The sequence below is a fragment of the Paenibacillus filicis genome, from assembly GCF_038070315.1.
Taxonomy (GTDB): Bacteria; Bacillota; Bacilli; order Paenibacillales; family NBRC-103111; genus Paenibacillus_G; species Paenibacillus_G filicis.
Window position 1 is genome coordinate 124,442 of record NZ_JBBPCC010000020.1, and the last position, 23,444, is coordinate 147,885.

Genomic DNA, 23,444 nt, shown 5'->3' on the forward strand with positions numbered 1-23,444 from the left:
GGTATATGGGGATTGCTGTGCTATAGGCACAGTCGCTACGGCAGTAACCCCTTGAGGAGGAACATCTATGAAACCCGTCAAAGTCGGATTACTTGGGCTGGGTACCGTCGGAACCGGTGTCGTGCGTATTGTGGAAGGACATCAGCATGATCTCATGAGCCAGTCCGGCTCGCCGATCGAGATCTCCAAGATTCTCGTGAAGGATAAAAGCAAGGCCCGCTCGATCCATGTGTCGGAAGATAAGCTGACAGAGAGTGCCTGGGATATTATCGAGAGCCCGGATGTGGATGTGATCGTGGAGGTTATGGGCGGCATCGAGCAGACCAAGGAGCTGATGCTGGCCGCGCTGGACAGGGGCAAGCATATCGTGACGGCCAACAAGGATCTGATGGCGCTGCACGGTCCTGAGATTTTGCAGAAGGCGGCTGAGAAGGGCTGCGACGTGATGTATGAAGCGAGTGTGGCGGGGGGCATCCCGATCATCCGCACGCTGATCGAGGGCTTCTCCTCCGATCGGATCACCAAGATTATGGGGATTGTCAACGGCACGACCAACTATATTCTGACGAAGATGAGTCAGGAAGGCGCGGCATATGACGATGTGTTGAAGGAAGCGCAGCAGCTTGGTTATGCGGAATCCGATCCGACCTCTGACGTGGAAGGGTTTGATGCGGCGCGCAAGATGACGATTCTCGCAACGCTTGGCTTCCATGCGAACATTGCGCTGTCCGACGTGACGGCCAAGGGCATCTCCAAGGTGAGCAAGGAGGATATCGCCTACGGCAAAAAGCTGGGCTATGAGGTGAAGCTCCTCGGAATCGCGGAGCGTCAGGACGAGCATATTAGCATCAGCGTACAGCCGACGATGGTGAAGCATTCGCATCCGCTGGCCGCGGTCAACGGGGTATTCAACGCTGTGTATGTGTACGGGGAAGCCGTCGGGGAAACGATGTTCTATGGACCTGGCGCAGGCGAGATGCCGACGGCAACCTCGGTCGTCGCGGATCTGGTCGCTGTTGTCCGCAACTCGAATCTCGGCGTCAACGGACGTCGCGGGTTCGTCCCTTATAAGGAGAAGAAGCTCAAGACCGACGAGCAGATCTCTTCGAAAAACTTTATCCTGCTGCATGTCGAGGACAAGGCGGGCGTGCTGGCACAGATTACCCAGGTATTTGCTCAGCATGAGGTAAGCCTGGAGTCGGTGCTCCAGCACCCGAATCAATCCAATCCGCTGGCTGAGATCATCATCATCACGCATGATGCGAACAAGGCGTCTATGAACAACGTATTGAAGCAGTTCGAAAGCATGAGCGCCGTTCACGCGATTAAGAGTGTGTACCGCGTCGAAGGGTAGGAATCAAGGGATGACAGACCATAACAAGCGCAGAGTACGCGTACAGGTGCCGGCCAGCACGGCCAATCTTGGGCCAGGCTTCGATACACTGGGCATGGCGCTGAATCTATATGCATGGATTGAAATGAGTATCGCCGAGGAAACTCGATTCACGCTGTACGGGGACCAGATGAAGGGTGTCCCTACAGATAAGAGCAACCTGCTCTACGAGGTTGCAAGTCTGGTCTTCGAGCGGGCAGGACTCCCGGCTCCTGAGCTGGATATCGCGATCTATAGCGAGATTCCGCTGACCCGAGGACTGGGCAGCAGCGCGTCGGCCATCGTAGGCGCGCTGGCCGCGGCCAATGCCTTGATCGGCGGCAGATTTACGAACGACGAGCTGTTTCAGTTCGCGACGGAGCTGGAGAAGCACCCGGACAATGTCGGCGCCTCCCTCTTCGGCGGCATCGTCGTCGCGTTCTGGGACGGGGAACGCGCGGAGCATATCCGTGTGGAGCCTCATGAGAATCTGGAGGTGCTGGTAGCGATCCCGCATTTCCAGCTCTCGACGGAGAAGGCACGCGGCGTGCTGCCGCGTCATCAGTCTCTGGAGAATGCCGTGTTCAACGTCGGTCATTCTTCCGTGCTGGTCGCCGCCTTCTGTACAGGACAGCTGGATATGATCAGCCGGGCGATGAAGGATGCGCTGCATCAGCCTTACCGGGCGCCGCTCGTGCCGGGACTCGCCGAGATTCTCGAGGGCGCGACGGAGCATGGCGCGCTGGGCGTGGCGCTTAGTGGAGCGGGACCAACGATCCTCGCGCTTGTGGACCGCAGCTCCGACCGCAAGGCCGAACTGGAAGCCTATATGCAAGGCAGGCTGCGGAGCGAAGGCATCGAGTCAACGATGCTTTGGCTGAATCCCGACCAGGCGGGTGTTGTCGTGCACGAGCTGCATGCGGATGAGCCGGAGGGCGGTCTGATGCTTGCGGTGAAAGGAGCTGGCCGATCATGAAGAAGATCTCGCTGCTAGGCCCGGGCACGTACACGGAAGAATCCGCTCATCATTTTCTGGGCAAAGAGGCCTTCGAATATGTCGGCCGCAGCCTGATCGCCGATGTGTTCCGATCGACGGTCACCGGAGCGACGGATTATAGTGTGATCCCGATCGAGAATACGTTCGAGGGATCCGTCACCCTGCATGTGGACTGGCTGGTGCATGAGGTGGACCTGCCGATTCAGGCGGAGTGGGTGTACCCGATCTCGATCAATCTGCTTCGGTTGCCGGAGGGCGAGGGCAGCCTTGTCGCGGACACGGGAGCGGCTTGCTCCCAGCTTCGCAAGGTGTATTCGCATAGCGTGACGATGGCGCAATGCCAGCGGTTTCTGCGCGAGCTGCTGCCGCATGTTGAGCTGGAGCAGGTCGGCAGCAACGGTGAGGCGGCGCGCCTCGTACGCGAGCTGAATGATCCGACGGTCGCAGCCCTTGCTCCGCAGGGTGCTGGCATTTTGTACAAGCTCCAGACGGTCGCGGCAGGTGTGCAGGATCACCAGCACAACTTTACCCGGTTCGTGCTGATCGGCCCCGAGAAGCCGGAGCTCAAGCCGTCGCCGGATATCAAGACGACGATTCTGGTGACGCTGCCGGAGGATTATCCAGGAGCGCTGCATCAGGTGCTGTCGGCCTTCGCCTGGCGCCGGATCAACTTGTCCAAGATCGAATCCTGGCCGACCAAGAAGCGGCTGGGCAACTATTTCTTCTATATCGATATTCAGGCTTCCATGGAATCTGTCCTGCTGCCTGCCGCGCTGCAAGAAATTGAGGCGATAGGCTGTCAGGTGCGTATTCTCGGTTGTTATCCGACGTATTCCTATCATCCAAATCCATCGGGGGTGTAGTTAACGTGGCACAGGTTATTTACTTGAATGGCGAGTATGTGAGCAAAGAAGACGCGAAGATTTCCGTATATGACCACGGTTTTTTGTATGGAGACGGGATTTTTGAAGGCATCCGCATCTATGGAGGCAATATCTTCAAGTGCCGGGAGCATCTCGAGCGGCTGTATGATTCAGCCAAGTCGATCATGCTGAATATCCCGCTGACGCAGCCGGAGATGCAGGACGTGCTGGTCGAGACGATCCGCCGCAACGGCTTGCGCGATGGCTACATACGGCTGGTCGTATCCCGCGGCCCCGGCGATCTGGGACTGGACCCTCGCCGCTCGCCCAAGGCGAACGTCATTATCATCGTGGAACAGCTATCCATCTATCCGGAGGAGGCGTATGTGAACGGACTAAAGACCGTCTCCGTCTCGACGCGCCGCAACGTGCCGGATGCGCTGAATCCGAAGATCAAGTCGCTCAACTATCTGAACAACATTCTCGTCAAAATTCAAGCTAACCTGGCCGGCGTTGGCGAAGCCATCATGCTGAACTCCCAAGGCTATGTCGCCGAAGGCTCGAGCGACAATATCTTCATCGTGAAGCGCGGCGTCGTGTACACGCCACCGTGCTACTGCGGGGCGCTCGAGGGCATCACCCGGGCGGCGATCATCGAGCTGAGTGCCAAGCTGGGCTACACGCTTAAGGAAGAGCCGTTCACGCTGCACGACGTCTACGTCGCCGACGAGGTATTTTTCACCGGCACAGCGGCGGAAGTCATCGCCGTCCGTGAGGTCGACGCCCGCATCATCGGCGAAGGCAAGGCCGGCCCGATCACCACGAACCTGCTGCAGGAATTCCGCAAGCTGGTTCAGGTGGACGGTGTGAAGGTGTACGAGTAGCTGCCGGGGTTCAACACAGGCAGCCCTGTGCGGTGTATGGCCGCCGGATATTGGGTCCGGCGGCTGTTGTTGTATACGTTTGGAGGAGGACATAGCTTCCCAAAGGCATTGCTGGTGCGAACCCCAAGCTCCCATGAAATCCCTGGGACATTCGCACCCCTTGTCCCGTAAGGTTTTGTGGGATTTTCGCGTTGATTTAGAAGGTGCCGAACCCTCCGTTGGAGGGGGTTCGCACTTTTGGGCCTGAGAAGCCTTGCGTGGCAAGGCTTCTCAGGGGGTGCTGTCGCTCCCCGTGCGGGAGCGTGGATTGAAACCGCGGACTTCGGCGTTACTGCGGCTGCTGACTGCGCGTCGCTCCCCGTGCGGGAGCGTGGATTGAAACGGAGCTACGGCGAGAAGGTAGCCGTTGCGGATTCCGTCGCTCCCCGTGCGGGAGCGTGGATTGAAACCGGAATACCACCGCCCTCGTCCGCTTTGTAGCCGGGTCGCTCCCCGTGCGGGAGCGTGGATTGAAACCATATCGTATTCCTCAGTGACCAGAGACGTTGGCGCGTCGCTCCCCGTGCGGGAGCGTGGATTGAAACCGTATGAGCCGCGACTACCTCGCTGATTGCGGACTTGTCGCTCCCCGTGCGGGAGCGTGGATTGAAACAAAGCTGCCGTGTTTTACGGCAGATACAACGACCTTGTCGCTCCCCGTGCGGGAGCGTGGATTGAAACAATCAACTTCCAATCCATAGTGACAGTGGCCTTGGTCGCTCCCCGTGCGGGAGCGTGGATTGAAACCGAATGTATTTAACTTACCATAATTTTACCGTAACGTCGCTCCCCGTGCGGGAGCGTGGATTGAAACCTCCGCTAGCTCCAGCAGGATTACGTCGACCTCCGGTCGCTCCCCGTGCGGGAGCGTGGATTGAAACTTTCATGGCGTCGGTAGCGCCTTTTTTGCCTTCCTTGTCGCTCCCCGTGCGGGAGCGTGGATTGAAACAGACTATCCAGGTTAAGACCATTACGCTTACCGCCCGTCGCTCCCCGTGCGGGAGCGTGGATTGAAACGTACTTCCTAGCTTCTAAGCAATCCACAACGCCCCGTCGCTCCCCGTGCGGGAGCGTGGATTGAAACCCCTGCCGGGGGCGTGGATTGAAACCTGCTCAATGAAAATGGCCTTTCGGATCTCTCCAAGTCGCTCCCCGTGCGGGAGCGTGGATTGAAACATCACAACCGTGTTCGCTCTGGCTTTCATTTATCGTCGCTCCCCGTGCGGGAGCGTGGATTGAAACCTATTACAAAAATTTGCGTGTCAACAGCAGGAGCGTCGCTCCCCGTGCGGGAGCGTGGATTGAAACCTGCAAGATCGGGCTGCTGGTCTCGAAGCTTTCAGTCGCTCCCCGTGCGGGAGCGTGGATTGAAACTGCTCAATCGTTTTGTCCGGCGCGGACTTAGCCAGTCGCTCCCCGTGCGGGAGCGTGGATTGAAACACAGCACCGCGTTATACAGCCACGAAGTCGAGTGGTCGCTCCCCGTGCGGGAGCGTGGATTGAAACACGTGGGCTCATCCGGTGCCGACTTCGACCGGCCGTCGCTCCCCGTGCGGGAGCGTGGATTGAAACCACCAGTTTGACCGAAGAAGAGAAAACCGCTGCATGTCGCTCCCCGTGCGGGAGCGTGGATTGAAACCGAATGCTCGACAAAGACCACCAAAAATCAGCAATGTCGCTCCCCGTGCGGGAGCGTGGATTGAAACGTCCTTATGGAGGATCGCGCGGTAGCCGTTGTAAGGTCGCTCCCCGTGCGGGAGCGTGGATTGAAACATTCAGAACCATGCACACGGCACGGAAAAATTTTAGTCGCTCCCCGTGCGGGAGCGTGGATTGAAACAAGGGAGCGAACGGTCAGGTTATCGCTGGAGCGGTGTCGCTCCCCGTGCGGGAGCGTGGATTGAAACAGAACCCAGAAGGGACAAGGGAAACGACTACGACGTCGCTCCCCGTGCGGGAGCGTGGATTGAAACTGGATCTCCGTAAAATCATCGCCCAATTGGGTCTAGTCGCTCCCCGTGCGGGAGCGTGGATTGAAACTCTTAAGTATTCCAATGTACTGTTGGTTGCTTTTGGTCGCTCCCCGTGCGGGAGCGTGGATTGAAACCTCGCTTACCAGCGTCCAAGTGGCGGCGATGTGTCGCTCCCCGTGCGGGAGCGTGGATTGAAACTTGCAAGATCGGACTGTTGGTCTCAAAGCTCTCGTCGCTCCCCGTGCGGGAGCGTGGATTGAAACTAAATCAACGCGAGGTGGCGTGAGAACAGACGACGTCGCTCCCCGTGCGGGAGCGTGGATTGAAACGCTGTGCTGCTAACAAAATCCCGGTGCAAGGAGGTCGCTCCCCGTGCGGGAGCGTGGATTGAAACAACACTTTTATCTCATATCCAACGTGAGTAAACGTCGCTCCCCGTGCGGGAGCGTGGATTGAAACAAGATCCCTAAGGGAACCAGCAGCGAGTTGCACGTCGCTCCCCGTGCGGGAGCGTGGATTGAAACTGGAAATAAAAAAAACATCAACCGAAAAGGCTGGGTCGCTCCCCGTGCGGGAGCGTGGATTGAAACATGGGGCATGGCCGCCACCTGCCCGGCGATTCATGTCGCTCCCCGTGCGGGAGCGTGGATTGAAACTCGGATACGGATATCGACGCCGATACCGAGGCCAGGTCGCTCCCCGTGCGGGAGCGTGGATTGAAACGGGCTATCGTTCGCTCATCCTGTGTGATAGCCCGACGTCGCTCCCCGTGCGGGAGCGTAGATTGAAACATATACGCCTCTAACTCAATAAGCTCTCCTTTAAACAGACAGGTTAACCAAACCGCTGCTTTAAGGGGAGCTTATTTACTTTTTAGTGAAGCCCTCGCCATGTTGTAACCTCTTAATAGAAGCCTCCCAGCACACATATTTGTGGAAATATTCAGAACCGGCTTATCATAAATTTTAGTTAAACGATATAACCAATAATCGAATATTTTTTTAAAAAGATAGCGCTAACATCTTGAAAAAATAGCCATTCGCGCTTATAATCTAGTTAAACGTATAACTTAACTGAATGAGGTAGCCAACATGAAAAAACCAACGATTAAAGATGTAGCCAAAGCCGCAGGCGTCTCGACGGCAACCGTCTCCTACGCGCTGAATGGCCGCACCGATAAGGTGTCGAACGAGACCATCGAGCGTATTAAGCAAATTATTGAAACGATCAACTATATCCCTGATTTTTCGGCGAGAAGCCTGGTCAAGAACCAGTCGAAGCTGATCGGCATTGTCATTCCGCAGACAGAGAGTCATAAGCAATTGATTCTTGAAAACCCTTTCTACAGCGAGATTATAAGCGGCATCGAGGGCAAGCTTCGCGAGCATGGCTATCACCTGCTTCTCTCCGGCGTTAACCAAGGGGAGAGCTATCTCAACCTGTCGGTTCAGCGCAATCTGGACGGGGCGATCATGATGGGCATTTATCCCGAACAGTTTTACGACGGCTTCAAGAAAATCAAAATTCCGATTGTCCTGATCGATAGCTACATTAACGACAGTTACTTTAAGCGGATCGGAATCGACGATGAGTATGGGGGGTATTTGGCTACGAAGCACTTGATCGACAAGGGGCATTCCAATATCGGGTTGATCACGGGGGCGATTCGCAAGGACGGTGTGGTGGAGAAGCGTTTCCTGGGCTACAAGCGCGCGATTCGGGAAGCGAACTTTTTTTACAACCCAGATTATGTGTTTGAGGATTCGATGAGCTACGAGCACGGGATGGCGGCCGGCAAGCTGATCGCCAGCAAGCATCCGGAGATTACCGCGGTGTTCGCAACCGGCGATATGGTGGCGTTCGGCGCGATCCGTAGCTTGATCAACGAGGGCAAGAGGGTACCGGAAGACATATCGGTCATCGGCTTCGACGATATCTCGATGTCCAAGATGTTCATTCCCCCGCTTACGACGATCCGTCAAAGCATTACAGAAAAGGGCGCTGTCGCAGCCGAACTCTTGATCCATATGATTCAAGGCAATGGAGAGCAGGAAGCGAATGAAGTTGTGCTGCCGCTCACGATTGTGGAACGGGCGACGGTCAAGGCCTTGGGATAACCATCACCACGGAAAAGGAGAGCGACATGGTAGGACAAAAGAGGCTGACAAAAATCGCCGTTATTATCGGTTTTTTATTCCCAAGCTTGGCGGGACTGCTGCTATTCCAACTCATTCCGATGCTGTCGTCGGCAGTGATTAGCTTTACGAACTGGGATTTGCTGACGCCGGCCAAGTTCGTAGGATTGGATAATTACCGGGAAGCCTTGCAGGATGAGAAAACGCTTACGTCACTATGGAACATTCTCCAGTATATCGTCGGCTACATTCCTTCTGTGCTGGTGCTTGGTGTGCTGTTCGCCGTGCTGCTGAACCGGAAGCTGCGCGGGGTGAAGCTGTACCGGTTGTTCATGTTCGTCCCCGTTATTACGTCATGGGTCGCCGTATCCATCGTATGGCGATGGCTGCTTAACGGGCAGAACGGTCTTGTGAATTACCTGCTGTCCCTTGTAGGCATCCAAGGCCCAGTCTGGCTGCAGGACTTTTTCTGGGCGATGCCCTCGATTATTGCGGTCAGCGTGTGGAAGGATCTCGGATACGTCACCGTCATTTTACTCGCAGGGCTGCAGGAAATATCTGAGGACTATTATGAAGCCGCCACGATCGACGGGGCAAGCGGACTTCAGAAATTTTGGAGCGTGACGCTGCCCCTGCTGACGCCTAGTCTCTTTTTCGTATTGATCATCTCGTTGATCAACGGATTTCAGCTTTTCGACCAGGTGCTGATTATGACGGGCGGAGGCCCGGCCGGACAGACGAGCACGCTCGTGCAGCAAATTTACGGTAACGCTTTCCAAAGCTACAAAATGGGGTTTGCTTCGGCACAATCCTGGCTCCTGTTCGTCATTATTTTCGCTGTGACCATCGTTCAGCAGCAGCTCCAAAAAAGGTGGGTTACCTATGACCGATAAGTCTACGCCCTTCAAAAATATCGTCTCCCACGCGATTCTGATCGTGGCGGCCATTGTGCTGATGTTTCCCTTCGTCTGGATGCTTTCGGGCTCCTTTAAAGACAGCCTGGAAGTCGTCCGCATGCCGCCTAGCCTCATTCCCGACACCTTCCGCTTCGACAACTATGTTGAGATTACGAAATATTTTCCCATTTACCGGTTCTTAGGTAACAGTATGATTGTAGCCGTGATTACGACCATCGCCCAGGTGATCGTCTGCGCCATGGCGGCATTTGTCTTCGCCAAAATCTCGTTCAAAGGGCGGGAAGCCTTGTTCGTGCTCTACCTGGTCACGATGATGATCCCGATGCAGGTGACGATGACTCCGCTGTTTATCGTCTTTCAGAAGCTGAACTTGATTAACACATATCCGGGCCTTATTCTGCCGGGGATATTCAGCGCCTATGGCACTTTCCTGCTCCGGCAGCACATCATGACGATTCCCGACCCGCTGATCGAGGCGGCCCGCATGGACGGAGCGTCCTACGGAAGAGTATTTTCGAGTATCATTCTGCCGCTTAGCAAGCCGTCTCTGGCGACTTTATCGATCTTCGCCTTCATGGCGTCGTGGAACAATTTCCTGTGGCCGCTGATCGTGACGAGCGACAAGGAGCTGATGACGCTGCCGATCGGGCTTAGCAAGCTGCAAGGCCGCTGGGCGACAGAGTGGAACATTTTGATGGCAGGCAATGTGATCAGCTTTATTCCGATTTTCATCGTGTTCCTGTTTGCCTCCAGATACTTCATCAAGGGCATGACGATGAGCGGCGTGAAAGGCTAGTGCGAGAGGGGGGAGATGCCGTTTCTAGGATGAAAGGCGCTTAAGGAAGCCACAGGATGGAACGCTAAGATCAATCCAGGGGAAAAGAGGGGTTACACCAATGATGAAAAAACGGGCAGGTTGGGTTGCAGCTTTAAGTATGGCGGTTGCTATCGCCGCAACGGGATGTGCTTCGGACAATAAGCCGGACACCGGGGCAGCGGGGGCTCCCAAGCAGGATACGGTGACGCTCAAGTTTATGCAGAATACGGCCAGCGGTTCGCAGGAGCAGACGCTCGCGGACATGATTAAAGCGTTCGAAACGGCGAATCCGGATATCAAGGTGAAGGTGGATATCGTCGATTACAACAATTACTACACGAAGCTCAATACACAGCTCGCATCGGGGGAAGCGCCTGACGTCTTCGAGGTCGGTTATGAGCACTTCGTCTCATATGCAGCCAAAAACACGCTCAAAGACTTGACGCCGATTATAGCGAAGGACGCGTCGTTCAAGCCGGATATTTATAAAGGGCTCGCCTACGATGCCTTCAAGTATAACAACAAGCAGTACGGGGTTGTGGAATCGTTCTCGGACGTCGTGCTTTTCTATAACAAGGATTTGTTTGATAAAAAGCAAGTGGCTTACCCGCAGGCGAACTGGACGTGGAAGCAGGAGCTCGAAGCGGCTCAAAAGCTGACCGATGCCAAGAGCGGCGTATGGGGCACCTACTCGCCGATTCAATTCTATGAATTTTACAAAACGATCGCGCAGAACGGTGGCAGCATCTGGGATGCCAGCGGCAAGCCGACGGTCAACAGCAAGGAAAACATCGAGGCACTGAACTGGATGCTGGACAAAGCAAGAGTGCATAAGGTTTCACCGCCGCTTAATGACGATACCTTCAACCAGCCGGACGCGGATCTGAATGCTTTCAAATCGGGCAAGATCGCCATGCTGCGCGCCGGTATCTGGAACTTCGGCCGCTTCGCCGACGCGCCGTTCAAATGGGATATCGCCCTGGAGCCGGGCAACATGAAGAAAGCTCATCATTTCTTCGCTGACGGTCTCGTCGTTTCGGAGAAAACGAAAAACGCCGAAGCGGCGTGGAAATTCCTCAAATTCATGTCCTCCGACCCTGCGGTCGTGAGCAAGCGCATCGAGAAGGGCTGGAGCGTGCCGCCCGTATCCGATGAAAAGGTGATGGATGCGTTCTTCAAGCAAACGCCTCCCGAATCGAAGAAAGTGGTGATGGAAGCACTGAATACGCTGGTGCTCCCGCCTGTCGGCCCGATTCCCGACAAATGGAACGATCTGACCAAAGCCGTCGGTGACGAGCTGGATAAAGCGAGATTGAAACAAGATTATACGGCGGAAAAAGCGTTGAACGAGGCTCAGGCTAAACTGGAGAAGCTTGCCGCCAAATAGCAGGAGTAACGGTAATCCGAACCGGAATTCGAGTCTTGACAAGAGAAGGGGCGTTGTGGGAGCAAGGCCCCTTTTTCTGTCCGCCAATGCCGGAATGGGGACGCTTGAGCAGCGAAAGTCCGGTCCTAAGCGGTTCGTCGGACAGAAGCTCGAGAACATAGAACAAAGAACAAAGGTTCATTCAGGACAGGAGGGTTCATGGTGAATAAGCAGGATATACACGGGCAGCAAGCGGATTATGAATACGAGACCTTGATCAGGGAAACTAGCGGCAGTGGGGCTGGCTTCAAGGAGCTTGCCTTACAGAGCTACGCGCTCGTGCAGCAGGGGGGAACGGAGCGGGCCTTGCAGCTCTTGAAGGAGGCGCAGCGCCGCGTAACCGGCGGAAAAAGCCGATTAACAGACGCAGCGCTGGTGCTGTGGGCATCAGGCGAGTATATCCAAGCAACCGGGGACGAGGACTTCCTGTCGGCGAGCGAAGCGTTCGTGGAAGAGACCGTCCTGCGTATCGATGCGGATTGGCAGAAGCCTCAGCCTCATTGGCTGCAGAGTGACAGCAGCGGCATCTATCTGACCCATCTGGCCATCTACTATGCCGGTGTGCAGTCGACGTTGCAGTACAGCTCTGGAGACACAGGCGTCAAGCTGCTAAAGGCGATCCGCGAGTTGGTGTTCGCGAGCTTTATTAAGGAGGGCCGGGTCGTCAGCCGCTTAGGGGAATCTTCCATTCATGGGGACATCATTGTGGCGGCGATCCCCTTCGGCATGCTCGGCATTGAAGACCGTATTCTGATTGAGGCGCTGTATAAGCTCGAAGAGACGCTGGTCGGCCAGGGCGTTCGCCTATGGGAAGGCGATACTTATTTTGGCGGCTGCGAGCGGCCGGATTTGACCTGCTTGTTGGCTTGGTACTATGCGAACAAGGGGGACACGGCCCGGGCCAAGGAACTGCTGGCGCGCGTGGAATCACAGCAGGCCGGGCAAGGCGTGCTGTATGAGGCAGACATCGCGACGGCGAAGGAGCCGCTTATGCTCGCTTACTGGCAGGAGCTGCCCAGCGGTGCTGCGAGCGGACCGGCGAGCGAAGGTCAGCCGCCGGTCAGTACGTGGAGCGCCGTACTGCTGGAGCTGGCGCAGGCTGCGCTGGCTTCGGGCGGTGCGCGCAGTGTGGGATCGGACGGTATCACGCTGCTGCATAGGCCGACCGGGTATGATGATCCGTACGTGATTCTGCCGTACGAGCGCTTTCCCCGTCAGCCCGAAGAGGGCGATGCGGTGCTGGTGCGATTATTGGCTCAGCCTTTTCAGGGGAGTCAGGTTGTGACCGTGGAGGCCGTCGTTAACGGCATCGAGGCGCCCGAGCCTGTGCAGGCGGTCATGAAAGTCGCGGCCGACGGCGAGAAGGTGTGGGAAGCGCAGCTCGGCCCTTATCTCGCCGGAGACGAGGTCAGCTATGCCTTCACGCTGCGAAGCGGGAGTAAGTCGGTCGCTTCGCAGCCGTATAGCTTCCGGGTACGGACTTGGACGGCGCTGGAGCGCGTCCATGCGATGTACGAGACGACGGACGGCTTCGTCGTCGAGCTCGCCCCCGGTGCGCCTGGCGCGGGCGGCACCGGGCTGGCCGGAGCGGGCGCGCAGCCGCCCGCGCTGATCTTCCGCGCCGATGCGAGCGGCGCGGTGCAGCTGACGTTCGCCGCAGCCGGCGAACGTCCCTCAGGCGCGCCGCTGCAGCAGGCGGCGCTGCCGCTGGGCCACGCGCGCGCACGGCTGGAGGCCGCTGTGCGCGAGGGCAAGCTCGAGCTTGCGCTGCGCAGCGCAAGCGGGCTGCTGGTGGAGGGCTATGCCACCGGCGGGAAGCCGTTCGTCGAGGTACTGACCGACGGTTCAGGCACCATCCACAAGGTTCGCTTGAATTTGCGGCCGCAGCCGGGGCAGCGCTGGTTCGGCATGGGAGAGCGCTTCTCCCATTATGAGTACTCAGGCCAGGAGGTCGATCAGTACGTCTACAACCAGTACCGGGACCAAGGGCTGAAGACATATATGCCGGTGCCGTTTGCAATCAGCTCGGGCGGATATTCGCTGTTCGCGGATACGGCGCTGTACTCGGTCTTCCGCTTCCAGACACGGCTATCTGATCTGGTGGAGGCGGAGATCGACCTCTCGCCGCAGACGCAGCAGATCAGTGTCTACTTCTTCGCCGGCGAGCCGCTGGAGATGATCGGGCAGTTCGCCCAGACTGCCGGCAAGCCGGTGCTGCCGCCGAAGTGGGCGTTCGGGCCGTGGATGTCGAGCAACAACTGGGATTCCCAAGCCGAGGTTATGCTGCAAGCGGAGCTGACGGAAAAATATGAAATTCCGTCGACGGTCCTGGTCATCGAACAGTGGAGCGACGAGGCGACGTTCTATGTTTTCAATGATGCTCAGTATGAAGCCAAAGACGGAGCCGAGCCGTTCCGCTACGGGGATTTCCAGTTCCCGGCATGGGGGCGGTGGCCGAATCCGAAGCAGATGGTCGACAATCTGCACGCGCAGGGGCTGAAGGTGCTGCTATGGCAAATTCCTATTCACAAATGCATGTACGGTGTCGCCCATGCCCAGCGCGACCGGGACGAGCAGACGCTGCTGGAGCGGGGCTACGGCGTGAAGAACGCCGATGGCACGGCGTTCACACTGCCGTACAACTGGTTCAAGGACTCCCATATCGTTGACTTTACGAACCCGGAGGCGTCCGATTGGTGGTTCGGCAAGCGGAAGTATCTGGTCGAAGAGATCGGTGTGGACGGCTTCAAAACCGATGGAGGCGAGTTCGTCTTCGGCCATGATCTGCAGTTTGACGATGGCTCGACCGGACGAGAGATGCGCAATCTATACCCGAATCTGTATGTGGGCAGCTACTATGACTTCGTGCAGAAACATGCGCCCGAGGGGGGCATTACGTTCAGCCGGGCTGGCTATACGGGGGCGCAGCAGTACCCGCTGCACTGGGCAGGCGATGAGCGCTCCACCTTCGGGGCCTTTCGCTCCTCGATGATCGCGGGGCTGTCCAGCGGCATGTCCGGCATCCCGTTCTGGGGCTGGGATCTTGGAGGCTTCCACGGCGATATCCCGACGGCAGAGCTGTTCGTGCGATCCGCGCAAATGGCGGCGTTCTGCCCCGTCATGCAGTACCACGCGGAGACTAAGGGCGAGTTTAACCAGGACCGGACGCCATGGAACATTGCGGAGCGCACGGGCCGGCCGGAGGTCATCGGCTTGTACAAGAAGTACGCCGATCTGCGGATGAACCTGCTGCCCTATATTTATGATCAGGCGATCCGCACGAGCCGGACCGGTCTGCCGATGATGCGGGCGATGTATCTGGAGTACCCGGCCGACCCGCAGTGCACCGGGATGATCAGCCAGTACATGTTCGGCGATCGGCTGCTGGTGGCCCCGGTTACCGAAGAAGGGCATACGGTCAAGGAGGTTTACGTGCCGGAAGGCTCCTGGTTGTCGCTGTTCGATCATACGGAAGTGCAAGGGCCCCGTTTGCTGAAAGTGGCGGCTGAACTGGCTGATATCCCGGTCTATGTCAGACAGGATAGCGCAATCCCGCTAGATCTGGCCGACGATTATAAGCTGGGCGGTCACGTGGGCAGCCGCACGGACGGGTACACGCACCTCTCCTTCAGGCTGTACGTCGTCTCGCAATTGGAAGCGGTATTTGAGGACGATCTCGGAACGCGGGTGAACCTATCCGCCAAACGGGAGGGGAACCAGCTTCATCTGTCCTGGACGGGGGATTGGCCGGAAGGCTTGCCGCAAGGCATCAGCTTCCTCATCCATCAGCAGGGCGAAGCGGTCTCAATCGTCTCCGAGGGCGGCGAGTGGGCGCAGGCTGCCGATCTCTCGCAGCTTGAACCGGGCAGGTACATCCGCAGAGGAGCCGAGCTGTTGATTGTGACAAGCGATCTCGCAGGAAGCCTGGTGATTACGCAGTGAGGCTTTTCGGGTTTCCACACTGTGGAGGCCAGGAGAATATCTATGGAGCTTGGAGCCGGGGACTTCCTTCACGATTCCGATTCGAAACCGTCGAGTTGAAGGAAGCGTCCAGGCTTGGGTGGAATCCGTCCTCTCAAGCTTGGACGCAGGCGGTGGAGGAGGCGGGAATCTATATCGCTTCCGCTATGGACGGGGCAGGGGGCGGAGTTTACGGCTTGATTGGCCACTGCTCGGGAGGTCTGTTGGCGTTCGAGGCCAGCCACTGGCTGAAGGCTTGCGGCATGCAGGAGCCGGCGCATCTGTTCGTATCCGGGTGCAGCCCACCCCATCTGCTGCAAGCGCAAGCGAGGCCGGACTTGGGAACGGGACCATCTGATCCGGCTCTGTTTCCGGATGCTTGCCGGATGGCCGAGGCGTACCGCATGCCTTCCGGCCGGGGCCCGCTGCTTTCTCGGCTGAGTGTATTCGCCGGACGTCGAGACCCAGGCGTGCATGTCGACAGCTTGGCCGAATGGGGCCGCTATACGGCCCGCATTTGCGATGTGCATATTGGCGAGGGCGAGCATGCAGGTTGGGGGCATGATGCAGACCATTGGCTGCAATTCGTGCAAATGATTATGGAGCGGGAATATCCGTCTTCTTGAAGCCAGGCCGTCTCCGATCAGATATTGTACCAAGCCGTTTAGTCCGTGAGGGAGGTGAGGCAGGGAATCTAACCAGGAGCAGTTAGCTTTGATTTTGAACTGTCAATCCTATTCTACTTTCGGAAGGAGCAAGGGTTATGCATGGAAGGAAAGTACCTACGCCCATCAAGCTCATCGTTTCTTGGCTGTTGATTTTCTTTTTGATGGTGCCGAGCATCTATGCGATTGACGGTGTGTACCACGCGCCGTACGGGATCGACGATCTCTATGAGATTCAGGCAACGGAGCGGAGTCCGAGAGACCCTGTGGCTGGCGAGGCGGTGTCGATCAAGATTACCACTTGGCCGATCGAGCCCGGGCAAACGGCTTGGGTAACGTGGACGAAAAACGGCGTAGCTCAGCCAGCCGTCGGAGCTGCCTACAAGTACAACAGCGGCAACAACACGTACTGGGAGGCGAACCTGGGCAGCTTCACCAAAGGAGACGTGATCTCCTACACCGTACGCGGCAATAAGGACGGCGCCAATGAAAAAACGTCCGGCCCGTTCACCTTTACGGTAACCGACTGGGAATACGTCAGCAGCATCGGCTCGGTCACGAATAATACGAACCGCATCTTGCTGAATGCGGTGCCGAACACGGGGACGCTGTCCCCTAAGATCAACATTTCGTTCACGGCGGACGATGTGTTCCGCATCCAGCTCTCTCCTACGGGATCGGGGACTCAGAGCACGGGACTGAGTAATTTTACTGTCACGGACAGCGCGTCCACGGCTTGGATCTCTACCTCCAAATTAAAGCTGAAGGTGGATAAAAACCCATTTAAGCTCAGCGTGTACAAGCCGGACGGCACGACGCTGATCGCGCGCCAGTATGACAGCACGGCCAACCGCAATCTCGCGTGGCTGACCAATGGCAGCACCGTCATCAACAAAATCGAAGACCACTTCTACTCGCCTGCATCCGAGGAGTTTTTCGGCTTCGGTGAGCGCTACAACAACTTCCGCAAGCGCGGGATCGACGTGGACACCTATGTGTACAACCAGTACAAAAATCAAAACGACCGCACCTATATGGCGATCCCCTTCATGCTGAACAGCAGCGGGTACGGTATCTTCGTAAACTCCACGTATTACTCCAAATTCCGCTTGGCAACCGAGCGCTCCGACATGTACAGCTTTACGGCGGATACCGGAGGCAGTGCTAATTCGACGCTGGATTACTACTTTATTTACGGCAATGACTTGAAGGGCGTCGTCAGCAATTATGCGAACATCACAGGCAAGCCGGCTGCGCTGCCGAAATGGGCGTTCGGCCTCTGGATGTCGGCCAATGAGTGGGACCGGCAATCCAAGGTATCGACCGCGATCAACAACGCCAATACGAACAACATCCCGGCCACGGCTGTCGTACTGGAGCAGTGGAGCGACGAGAATACGTTATATATGTTCAACGATGCGCAGTATACGGCCAAGCCGGGCAGCAGCACGCATTCCTATACGGACTATATTTTCCCGGCGGCCGGACGTTGGCCGAATCCGAAGCAAATGGCCGACAATGTGCATAGCAACGGGATGAAGCTGGTGCTGTGGCAGGTGCCGATCCAGAAATGGACCGCAGCCGCTCACCCGCAAAAAGATAACGATGAAAACTATATGATCGCCCAAAATTATGCCGTAGGCAACGGCAGCGGCGGTCCATACCGCATCCCGCGCGGCCAATGGTTCGAGAACAGCCTGCTGCTGGACTTCACAAACCCCAGCGCCAAAAACTGGTGGATGTCCAAGCGCGCCTATCTGTTTGACGGCGTCGGCATCGACGGGTTCAAGACAGACGGAGGGGAAATGGTCTGGGGCCGCTGGAATACGTTCGCCAACGGCAAAAAAGGCGATGAAATGCGCAACCAGTACCCGAACGATTACGTGAAGGCCTACAACGAATATGCGCGCTCGAAGAAAAGCGATGCCGTTAGCTTCAGCCGTTCGGGCACGCAGGGGGCGCAGGCGAATCAGATCTTCTGGTCCGGTGACCAGGAATCGACGTTCGGTGCCTTCCAGCAAGCCGTCCAGGCGGGACTGACCGCAGGCTTGTCCGGCGTACCATATTGGAGCTGGGACTTGGCTGGATTCACCGGCGCTTATCCGTCGGCCGAGCTGTATAAGCGTGCGACAGCGATGTCGGCGTTTGCCCCGATCATGCAGTTCCACTCCGAAGCCAACGGCAGCTCCGGCATCAATGAGGAGCGGTCCCCGTGGAACGCTCAGGCCCGCACCGGCGACAACACGATCATCAATCATTTTGCCAAGTATACGAATACCCGGATGAACCTGCTTCCTTATATCTACAGCGAGGCTAAAGCAGCGAGCGACACCGGCGTACCGATGATGCGTGCGATGGCGCTGGAGTATCCGAGCGATACCCAGACGTACGGATTGACTCAGCAGTACATGTTCGGCAGCAGCCTGCTGGTCGCGCCCGTCCTGAATCAAGGCGAGACGAACAAGAGCGTTTATCTGCCGCAAGGGGATTGGATCGACTTCTGGTACGGCGCGCAGCGTCCGGGCGGACGAACGATCAGCTACTATGCAGGTGTGGATGACCTCCCGGTCTTTGTGAAGTCCGGCAGTATCTTGCCTATGAATTTGAATGCGCAATATCAAGTGGGCGGCACGATCGGCAACAGCTTGACGGCCTACAACAACCTGACGTTCCGCATCTATCCGCTGGGCACGACGACGTACAGCTGGAATGATGATATCGGCGGCTCGGTAAAGACGATTACATCGACCGAGCAGTACGGACTGAGTAAGGAAACGGTGACGCTTCCGGCGATCAACTCGACGAAAACGCTGCAGGTGTTCACGACCAAGCCGTCGTCGGTGACGCTGGGCGGCACGGCGCTCACCGCACATAGTACGCTAACCGCGTTGACCAGCGCTGCCTCGGGCTGGTACTACGATACGGTACAGAAGCTTACCTATGTAAAGCTCGGCGCCAGCTCATCGGCCCAAGCCGTCGTGCTCGACGGCGTCAATAAAGTCGAATACGAAGCCGAATTCGGTACGCTCACCGGCGTCACTACCAATACGAATCATACCGGCTATATGGGCACTGGCTTTGTCGACGGCTTCGAAACGGCAGGAGATGTGGTGACCTTCGACGTATCCGTCAAAGCACCCGGCACGTATGCGGTCAAAGTCCGGTACGCCTCGGCTTCCGGCAATGCGACGCGCGCCATCTATGTCAATAACGCCAAAGTGACCGATCTGGCGCTGCCGGCAACGGCTAACTGGGACACCTGGGGGACGGCGACTGTCAACGTAGCCTTAAACGCCGGCTCCAACACGATCAAGGTCAGCTATGACAACACCAATACGTTAGGCATTAATCTCGATAACATCGCGATTGTGGAGCATTGACGGCAGGGGCGACCCTGGTCGGGAGGGCTGATGGCCCTCCCCTATTTCATGGATGAAAGGCGGCAATGATATGGGCCTATGGAAAAAAAGAATCACGCGGATTCTCTCCGTACTCGCAGCATTCGCGCTGATCGGCTCTACCCTACCTTCTCTATCGGCACCTCCGGCCCAAGCCTATGTAAGCGCTCTGGGCAACCTGATCTCCTCGGCGGTGACTGGCGATACGCTCACGCTGACGATCGATAACGGCGCAGAGCCAAATGACGATATTTTGGTGCTGCAGGCGGTCCAGAACGGTATCCTGAAGGTGGACTACCGACCGAACGGCGTAGCTCCGAGCGCAGATACCCCCATGATCGATCCGAACAAAACCTGGCCCGTCGTAGGCGCTGCCATCAACACGACCTCCAATCCGATGACGATCACAACGCCAGCAATGAAGGTTGAAATTACGAAAAATCCGGTGCGTCTGACCGTGAAAAAACCGGACGGCACCACTCTATTATGGGAACCGCCGAGCGGAGGCGTTTTCTCGGACGGTGTTCGTTTCTTGCATGGATCCGGCGACAATATGTACGGCATCCGCAGCTTCAATGCTTTTGACAGTGGCGGGGATCTGCTGCGCAACAACTCCACCCAAGCTGCCCGTGCAGGCGATCAGGGCAACTCCGGCGGCCCGCTGATCTGGAGCACAGCCGGGTACGGGGTGCTCGTCGACAGCGACGGGGGTTATCCGTTCACGGACGAGGCCACCGGCAAGCTGGAGTTTTATTATGGGGGCACGCCTTCCGAAGGACGGCGCTACACGAAACAGAATGTGAACTACTACATCATGCTCGGCACGCCGAAGGAACTGATGTCCAGCGTCGGGGAGATTACGGGCAAACCGCCGATGCTGCCCAAATGGTCCCTTGGCTTTATGAATTTTGAGTGGGATCTGAACGAAGCGGAATTGAAGAGCCATGTGGATACGTACCGGGCCAAAAACATGCCGATCGACGGCTACGCGATCGATTTCGATTGGAAGAAGTACGGTGAGAACAATTACGGCGAATTCGCTTGGAATACAGCCAATTTCCCTTCCGCCGCCACGACGTCGCTGAAGTCGCAGATGGACGCCAAGGGAATTAAAATGATCGGCATCACCAAGCCCCGCATCGCGACGAAGGATTTTTCCAACAATCCTACGGTGCAAGGGACGGACGCGGCGAACGGCGGTTATTTTTATCCGGGGCATAACGAATATAAAGACTACTTCATCCCGGTCTTCGTGCGCAGCATCGACCCCTATAACCCTGCTGCACGCTCTTGGTTCTGGAACCACTCCAAGGATGCGTTCGATAAAGGCATCGTCGGCTGGTGGAACGACGAGACGGATACCGTATCATCAGGAGGGGCGTCTTACTTATTCGGCAACTTTACCACTGGCCACATGTCCCAGGCGCTGTACGAGGGACAGCGAGCGTATACGTCGAACGCCCAGCGCGTCTGGCAGACGGCGCGCACGTTCTATCCAGGGGCACAGCGCTATGCGACGACGCTCTGGTCTGGAGACATCGGGATTCAGTATTATAAGGGGGAGCGCATCAATTGGGCTGCAGGCATGCAGGAGCAGCGGGCGGTGATGCTTTCTTCGATCAATAACGGCCAGGTCAAATGGGGCATGGACACAGGCGGCTTCAACCAGCAGGACGGCACGACGAACAATCCCAATCCGGATCTGTACGCCAGATGGATGCAGTTCAGTGCGCTGACTCCGGTGTTCCGCGTGCATGGCAACAACCACCAGCAGCGCCAGCCTTGGTATTACGGCTCGACGGCGGAGGAGGCGTCCAAGGCAGCGCTCCAGCTGCGATACTCCCTGATTCCTTACCTGTATGCTTATGAAAGAAGCGCCTACGAGAACGGCAACGGACTGGTCCGGCCGCTGATGCAGGAGTATCCCGCCGACACGAACGTCAAAAACTATCTCGATGCCTGGATGTTCGGCGATTGGCTGCTGGCGGCGCCTGTTGTCGAGAAGCAGCAGACTGCCAAGGAGATCTACTTGCCGGCCGGCACTTGGATCGACTACAACCGAGGCACGGTGCTCACCGGCGGCCAGAAGATCAGCTACACCGTCAATCCCGACACGCTGACGGATATGCCGCTCTTCCTTAAGAAGGGCGCAATTATCCCGTCGCAGAAGGTGCAGGACTACGTGGGCCAAGCTCCCGTCCAAACCGTGGATGTGGATGTATTCCCCCATACGGCACAGTCGAGCTTTACCTATTATGATGATGACGGCAGCAGCTACAACTATGAAAGCGGAGCCTACTTCAAGCAATTGATGACGGCTCAGGACAGCGGCTCCGGTACGCTGAGCTTTACGCTGGGTGCCAAGACCGGCACATACAGCCCTGCGCTGCAATCCTATATCGTGAAGCTTCACGGAGCCGCAGGAGCAACCGTGACGAGCAATGGGGCGGCGCTAGCCTCTTACACCAGCCTGCAAGCGCTGAAAGCCGCTGCGGGCGAAGGCTGGGCCAAGGGCAAGGACATCTACGGCGATGTCACGTATGTCAAGCTGTCCGCAGGGGCAGCGGCGGCCAAGGCGGTTGCCGTCACCGGCAACAGCCCGGTCAGCGTGGCGGATGTGCAGTACGAAGCCGAAGAAGCGTCGCTATCCGGCAATACGACGGCAACCAAGGCGACGGTGAATACGAATCATGCAGGCTACACGGGCAGTGGCTTCGCGGATGGATTGAGCAATCCAGGAGCGGGCGTTACCTTTTATCCGAAGGTGAAGTCAGGCGGAGACTATAATATTTCCCTGCGCTACGCCAACGCGACGGGAACGGCCAAGAGTGTCAGTATTTTCGTCAACGGCAAGCGCGTCAAATCCACGTCGCTGGCGAATCTGCCGAACTGGGACACGTGGGGGACGCAGGCGGAGACGCTGCCTCTCACGGCGGGAACGAACAGCGTCACTTACAAGTTCTACTCGGATGCAGGGGATACGGGCTCGGTCAACCTGGACAACATCACGGTGCCCTTCGCTCCGGCCATCGGCAAATACGAGGCGGAGAGCGCCGAGCTGAGCGGCGGCAGCACCGTCAATCAGAATCATTGGTTCTACAGCGGCACGGCGTTCGTAGATGGCTTAACCACACCGGGAGCCCAAGTCAAATTTACGGTGAACGCTCCGGTCGCAGGCAGCTACCAGATCGCGCTTCGTTATGCGAACGGTTCGGGTGCTGTTAAGACGCTTAGCACGTATGTGAACGGGACGAAGCTGGGGCAAACGAGCTTCACCAGCCCTGGGGGCAACTGGAACGTGTGGCAGGACAACACCCAGACCGTGACGCTTGGCGCTGGTACGAACACGATTGCGTTCAAGTACGATGCCGGAGACAGCGGCAGTGTCAATCTCGATCGACTGCTGCTTTCCACCGCAGCGCCAGGCTTGCCCGTCTCCGAGCAGAATCTGCTCGACAACGGGGGCTTCGAGCGCGATCCGTCGCAGAGCAGCAACTGGACCGAATGGCATCCGGCTTCGCAGGCGATAGCTTACGGAATCGACAGCGGCTCGACGATGAATCCGCCCGAATCGCCGTGGGCAGGAGATAAGCGCGCTTATTTCTATGCCGCAGGTCCGTATCAGCAAAGCATCCATCAAACGGTCAGCGTTCCTGTCAACAATGCGAAGTACAAGTTCGAGGCTTGGGTATTGCTGAAAAACACGACGCCAACAACGGCTAGAGCCGAGATCCAAAATTACGGCGGTTCGCCGGTCTTTACGAATATCAGCAAAGACGGCATCTGGAAATATATCAGCGTCAGCGACATTCAGGTGACGAACGGCCAAATCGACATTGGCTTCTATGTGGATTCGCCGGGAGGCACCACGCTCCACATCGACGATGTGCGGGTCACCAAGCAATAATCCGGTATACACCGGCCCTCCGTCGCCTTGCGGCAGGAGGGCTTTTGCCTTTGGAGGTTGTGAAGGCGACGCAGGCAGTGATAACCTGATC

Annotated in this window: 12 protein-coding genes and 1 CRISPR repeat array; all 12 genes read left to right on the top strand. The window is 57.2% G+C overall.

The genetic code is table 11. The features are described from left to right. Nucleotides 1-67 precede the first annotated feature (67 nt). A complete protein-coding gene (locus WMW72_RS26020) occupies nucleotides 68-1,354 on the top strand; it encodes a homoserine dehydrogenase (protein ID WP_341418501.1) in 1,287 nt (428 codons plus the stop codon). A 10-nt stretch (nucleotides 1,355-1,364) separates the two neighbouring features. After that, nucleotides 1,365-2,348 carry a homoserine kinase gene (thrB, locus tag WMW72_RS26025; protein ID WP_341418502.1) on the top strand — a complete coding sequence of 328 codons (984 nt, stop codon included), beginning with the start codon at nucleotides 1,365-1,367 and terminating at the stop codon, nucleotides 2,346-2,348. Next, complete coding sequence (pheA, locus tag WMW72_RS26030) at nucleotides 2,345-3,232, top strand: prephenate dehydratase (protein WP_341418503.1); 888 nt, start codon at nucleotides 2,345-2,347, stop codon at nucleotides 3,230-3,232. Before thrB ends, pheA begins: the two co-directional genes overlap by 4 nt. A gap of 5 nt (nucleotides 3,233-3,237) precedes the next feature. Then, a complete protein-coding gene (ilvE, locus tag WMW72_RS26035) occupies nucleotides 3,238-4,116 on the top strand; it encodes a branched-chain-amino-acid transaminase (RefSeq protein ID WP_341418504.1) in 879 nt (292 codons plus the stop codon). Between the two features lie 282 nt (nucleotides 4,117-4,398). Beyond that, nucleotides 4,399-6,919: a CRISPR direct-repeat array (repeat unit 32 nt; unit sequence GTCGCTCCCCGTGCGGGAGCGTGGATTGAAAC). A 300-nt stretch (nucleotides 6,920-7,219) separates the two neighbouring features. After that, nucleotides 7,220-8,245 (top strand): LacI family DNA-binding transcriptional regulator, encoded by a 1,026-nt coding sequence (locus WMW72_RS26040; RefSeq protein WP_341418505.1) that lies wholly within the window; start codon nucleotides 7,220-7,222, stop codon nucleotides 8,243-8,245. A gap of 26 nt (nucleotides 8,246-8,271) precedes the next feature. Further along, nucleotides 8,272-9,156: a carbohydrate ABC transporter permease gene (locus WMW72_RS26045; protein ID WP_341418506.1), complete on the top strand. Its 885-nt coding sequence runs from the start codon at nucleotides 8,272-8,274 to the stop codon at nucleotides 9,154-9,156. Beyond that, nucleotides 9,146-9,976 (top strand): carbohydrate ABC transporter permease, encoded by an 831-nt coding sequence (locus tag WMW72_RS26050; protein ID WP_341418507.1) that lies wholly within the window; start codon nucleotides 9,146-9,148, stop codon nucleotides 9,974-9,976. Before WMW72_RS26045 ends, WMW72_RS26050 begins: the two co-directional genes overlap by 11 nt. Before the next feature lie 100 nt (nucleotides 9,977-10,076). Then, nucleotides 10,077-11,384, top strand: coding sequence for an ABC transporter substrate-binding protein (locus tag WMW72_RS26055; RefSeq protein ID WP_341418508.1), 1,308 nt, complete (start codon nucleotides 10,077-10,079; stop codon nucleotides 11,382-11,384). Nucleotides 11,385-11,582: 198 nt separating this feature from the next. After that, entirely contained in the window at nucleotides 11,583-15,365 is a 3,783-nt protein-coding gene (locus tag WMW72_RS26060) for a glycoside hydrolase family 31 protein (protein ID WP_341418509.1), read from the top strand. After that, complete coding sequence (locus WMW72_RS26065; RefSeq protein WP_341418510.1) at nucleotides 15,362-16,009, top strand: thioesterase II family protein; 648 nt, start codon at nucleotides 15,362-15,364, stop codon at nucleotides 16,007-16,009. Before WMW72_RS26060 ends, WMW72_RS26065 begins: the two co-directional genes overlap by 4 nt. A gap of 137 nt (nucleotides 16,010-16,146) precedes the next feature. Further along, the gene (locus WMW72_RS26070) at nucleotides 16,147-19,428 is read left to right on the top strand and encodes a TIM-barrel domain-containing protein (RefSeq protein ID WP_341418511.1); all 3,282 of its coding nucleotides are present in this window, start codon (nucleotides 16,147-16,149) and stop codon (nucleotides 19,426-19,428) included. A 70-nt stretch (nucleotides 19,429-19,498) separates the two neighbouring features. Continuing rightward, the gene (locus WMW72_RS26075) at nucleotides 19,499-23,353 is read left to right on the top strand and encodes a TIM-barrel domain-containing protein (RefSeq protein ID WP_341418512.1); all 3,855 of its coding nucleotides are present in this window, start codon (nucleotides 19,499-19,501) and stop codon (nucleotides 23,351-23,353) included. Nucleotides 23,354-23,444 lie beyond the last annotated feature (91 nt).

What these genes read in the sequence shown, in the direction of transcription:
- pheA (WP_341418503.1), top strand. Translation starts at nt 2,345, where the DNA reads ATGAAGAAGATCTCGCTGCTAGGCCCGGGCACGTACACGGAAGAATCC.
- WMW72_RS26055 (WP_341418508.1), top strand. Translation starts at nt 10,077, where the DNA reads ATGATGAAAAAACGGGCAGGTTGGGTTGCAGCTTTAAGTATGGCGGTT.
- thrB (WP_341418502.1), top strand. Translation starts at nt 1,365, where the DNA reads ATGACAGACCATAACAAGCGCAGAGTACGCGTACAGGTGCCGGCCAGC.
- WMW72_RS26045 (WP_341418506.1), top strand. Translation starts at nt 8,272, where the DNA reads ATGGTAGGACAAAAGAGGCTGACAAAAATCGCCGTTATTATCGGTTTT.
- WMW72_RS26060 (WP_341418509.1), top strand. Translation starts at nt 11,583, where the DNA reads ATGGTGAATAAGCAGGATATACACGGGCAGCAAGCGGATTATGAATAC.
- WMW72_RS26020 (WP_341418501.1), top strand. Translation starts at nt 68, where the DNA reads ATGAAACCCGTCAAAGTCGGATTACTTGGGCTGGGTACCGTCGGAACC.
- WMW72_RS26070 (WP_341418511.1), top strand. Translation starts at nt 16,147, where the DNA reads ATGCATGGAAGGAAAGTACCTACGCCCATCAAGCTCATCGTTTCTTGG.
- WMW72_RS26050 (WP_341418507.1), top strand. Translation starts at nt 9,146, where the DNA reads ATGACCGATAAGTCTACGCCCTTCAAAAATATCGTCTCCCACGCGATT.
- WMW72_RS26040 (WP_341418505.1), top strand. Translation starts at nt 7,220, where the DNA reads ATGAAAAAACCAACGATTAAAGATGTAGCCAAAGCCGCAGGCGTCTCG.
- WMW72_RS26075 (WP_341418512.1), top strand. Translation starts at nt 19,499, where the DNA reads ATGGGCCTATGGAAAAAAAGAATCACGCGGATTCTCTCCGTACTCGCA.